The sequence below is a fragment of the Methanofastidiosum sp. genome (assembly GCA_020854815.1).
In the GTDB taxonomy this organism is placed as follows: Archaea; Methanobacteriota_B; Thermococci; order Methanofastidiosales; family Methanofastidiosaceae; genus Methanofastidiosum.
On record JAHKLW010000083.1, the window covers coordinates 1 to 2,801 of the forward strand.

General features: G+C 33.8%; 5 protein-coding genes. All 5 read right to left on the bottom strand.

The genetic code is table 11. The annotated features are described in order from the left end of the window. A partial coding sequence (locus KO464_09910; protein ID MCC7573679.1) for a hypothetical protein occupies positions 1 to 255 on the bottom strand: 255 nt, incomplete at its 3' end. Positions 256 to 1,191: 936 nt separating this feature from the next. Beyond that, positions 1,192 to 1,377 (bottom strand): hypothetical protein, encoded by a 186-nt coding sequence (locus KO464_09915; protein MCC7573680.1) that lies wholly within the window; start codon positions 1,375 to 1,377, stop codon positions 1,192 to 1,194. A 75-nt stretch (positions 1,378 to 1,452) separates the two neighbouring features. Then, the gene (locus KO464_09920; GenBank protein MCC7573681.1) at positions 1,453 to 1,659 is read right to left on the bottom strand and encodes a hypothetical protein; all 207 of its coding nucleotides are present in this window, start codon (positions 1,657 to 1,659) and stop codon (positions 1,453 to 1,455) included. A 297-nt stretch (positions 1,660 to 1,956) separates the two neighbouring features. Then, positions 1,957 to 2,298: a hypothetical protein gene (locus tag KO464_09925; GenBank protein ID MCC7573682.1), complete on the bottom strand. Its 342-nt coding sequence runs from the start codon at positions 2,296 to 2,298 to the stop codon at positions 1,957 to 1,959. A gap of 90 nt (positions 2,299 to 2,388) precedes the next feature. Next, entirely contained in the window at positions 2,389 to 2,739 is a 351-nt protein-coding gene (locus KO464_09930; protein ID MCC7573683.1) for a hypothetical protein, read from the bottom strand. Positions 2,740 to 2,801: the final 62 nt, after the last annotated feature.

Genomic DNA, 2,801 nt, shown 5'->3' on the forward strand with positions numbered 1-2,801 from the left:
AGCTTCAGCAATATCTTTATTGATTGATGTTAGGCCGCTGAGATATAATAAATTATAATCATTAGGCCACTCCTTTGCACATTCTTCTATTTTCTCGATTCCATTATCTTTTATGGCGTCTTCGATTACTTTTATTCTTCCTTCATATGTGCTCCCGCAATCAAGATCAACTTTTTCTCCAGGTTGACTGCTAGCAACATCTGTAAATTTTATTTCTACTGTTTGATTACCAGCTAAATCGATTATACGATACATAAAACCTGTGTGATCTCTGGATTCTGTTCATCCTTCTGTCGTCTTGTTGACTAGTTTTTTCGCATAAACAACATATCGCCCTCTTGTTATGTCTTTCACCTCTCAATTATCTGTATCTTTATTTTGTTCTCCTAAAAATATTTCTTTGCCTCCTTCTAATTTCGTTAGTTTAAATTGAGTGCCTAGGTTTGATTTTACAATAAGCGTATATTTTGGTAAGGCATCCTCTCTTACGTAAACCACTTGTATGACTTGACCTTTTTCATTATGACTACATACTTGCTTACAATCCTTATCAAGGCATTGATCTACTTTTATAGTGAAGTTAACTGGAGCACCGGAATAGCCTGTTGGCTTGCCGTCTGTGTCTCACAATGTGCTCAATATATTTTTTCTACCTTGCTCATATATATCTGCAAAGCTAACTTCTCATTTTCTGTCAAGACTTGAATTAATTATTTTGCCAGTTTGAGGCAATTTTATTTCATGTCCATCAATATAAATGCTAGCTCTTAAATAAATTGGTTGGTCAGCTGCTGGTCAAGCACATTCGTTAATTCTAAACAAACCACTAATTGTTCCTGATCCAGGATTTTCTCGAGAATTTAAAACCACTGTTTTATTAAAAGTTGTTTCGAAATTACAAGCTTTTCTCGTGTTGTTTGCATTAGTACAGCTTGGCCCATTTACCTGCGATGATGCTTCGCATTGATTTAAGTTGATTTGTATTTTCTTTTCTTCGCCTAATTCATCTCCATGACCTTTGTAGCATTTTATACCAAATGTTAAATTTTGAACTTGACCTGAATTGTTTTCCTTAAAATTAACTGTTGCACTACCTTTTGCTCCTGCCTGAATATTTCAATCTGTTGAATCAAAATATTCCTTATTGCCTGGTTCTACTTTTTCACATCGCGTTCAATTACTTCCTATTTCTCATGAAAATTCTGCCTTTCCTTTGCATGCTATAGTTTTGTTTTCAACTTTAAAATCAAATTTATCATCTGTCTTTTCTTCTGCTTCTATTTGTATGTTTAAGCTTTGGTGAATTGCTGTGCCATCATTTTTGGTGTACTTACAAGTAATTCCAAAGTTTTCAAAATCTTTTTGTCTGGTAGCCATTGTCCTTGTTCCTTTAAGATCAACTCTTTCATCTTTGGGATTTCATAGTCAACATAAGTCAAAATTTTGTGCTTCTCATCTAAAAACTATTGGAGTGTCTTTTGTTGTTTTTGTATGTGCTAGAGCACTGTTTTTACCTTCTATGCATTTTTCTTCTTTTCCTTCTATTTTATAGCAAAGCTTTAATGCTTGCTCTTGCTTTTCTTCAAAGAGAATTCCAACGGGCCTTATTTGCTCGGATTCTTCTTGTGTAGCAAAATCATAAAATTTTACATTAAGCACTCCTGGTCGTTCAATTATATTTTTTTGCGCCTGAAGCTGAGCACTTGAAAATGTTAATTCTTGAGTAAAGACTTTCGTATCTTTCTCAAATGTTATTGTCTGTTCCTGTCTAATATCTGAACCAAAATATGCCTGTAATCTAGATTGAGCTGTTATTGATTCGCCTTCGTTGCAAACTAAAGTAACTTTGACTTTAAGCTCTTTGTCTAAATCAATTAAGAAATTGTCCCCTGTTTTTGTTATTGTTTTGCCATCTTGATTTAAAGAAGCTTGAGTTATAATGCATGGATATTTTTCTCAATCTTTTCCTTCTTTAACAGCTTCTATAATACCTCTTACTTGATCACTTACGAATAACTTTCTGAACTCCCGGGTCTCAAAAGTTATCAAAGCCTTGGCAATATCATTATTAATATAAGTTATTCCTTCTATCGCCAAAAATTCCACTGTTTTTAAAGTCAGACCATTGATGGAGTCTAAATTAATTGATTTTAAGCCGTTTAAATATATCCCTCTTGTCTTGCCACTGCCTAAAGCGATTGCAGTTTCTGAATCAATTTCTGTTAGACCGTTAAGATACAAAGAGACAGTCTTTCCTTTTGTTAAGGCTTCGGCCACTTCTTTATTAATTGATGTCATTCCATTAAGATACAAATATCCAAGATTGCTTCCTTTTGTTAAGGCTTCTGCTACTTCTTTATTAATTGATGTTAGACCGTCGAGAACTAATCATTTAATACTTCCTTTTGTTAAGGCTTCGGCCACTTCTTTGTTAATCGATATTATATCATTACAATATAAAGTACTAATATTTTTACTAACCAAGATTTCAGCTATCTCTTTATTAATTGATTTTATTCCTCTGAGGTTCAAGCCATATTGCCCTGCGTATTTTGAACTAAATTCTTTCACACATTTTTCTATTCTAGGAATGTCTTCTTTTATTATGGCCTCTACAATTGCGTCTCCAATTGACTTTTCACCTTCTTCGCACTCTCCTACTTCACCTCCTTGTGGAGTTAAAACATCTTCCCCAAAGCTAATAACTCCTAGATCACTAAAAAAGCTTTCTCCTGCCATTGATGGTTCTCATGGTAAGTTATCTGAAGCTGGTAATGAGTCTAGTGTAGAAAGGTTTGAAC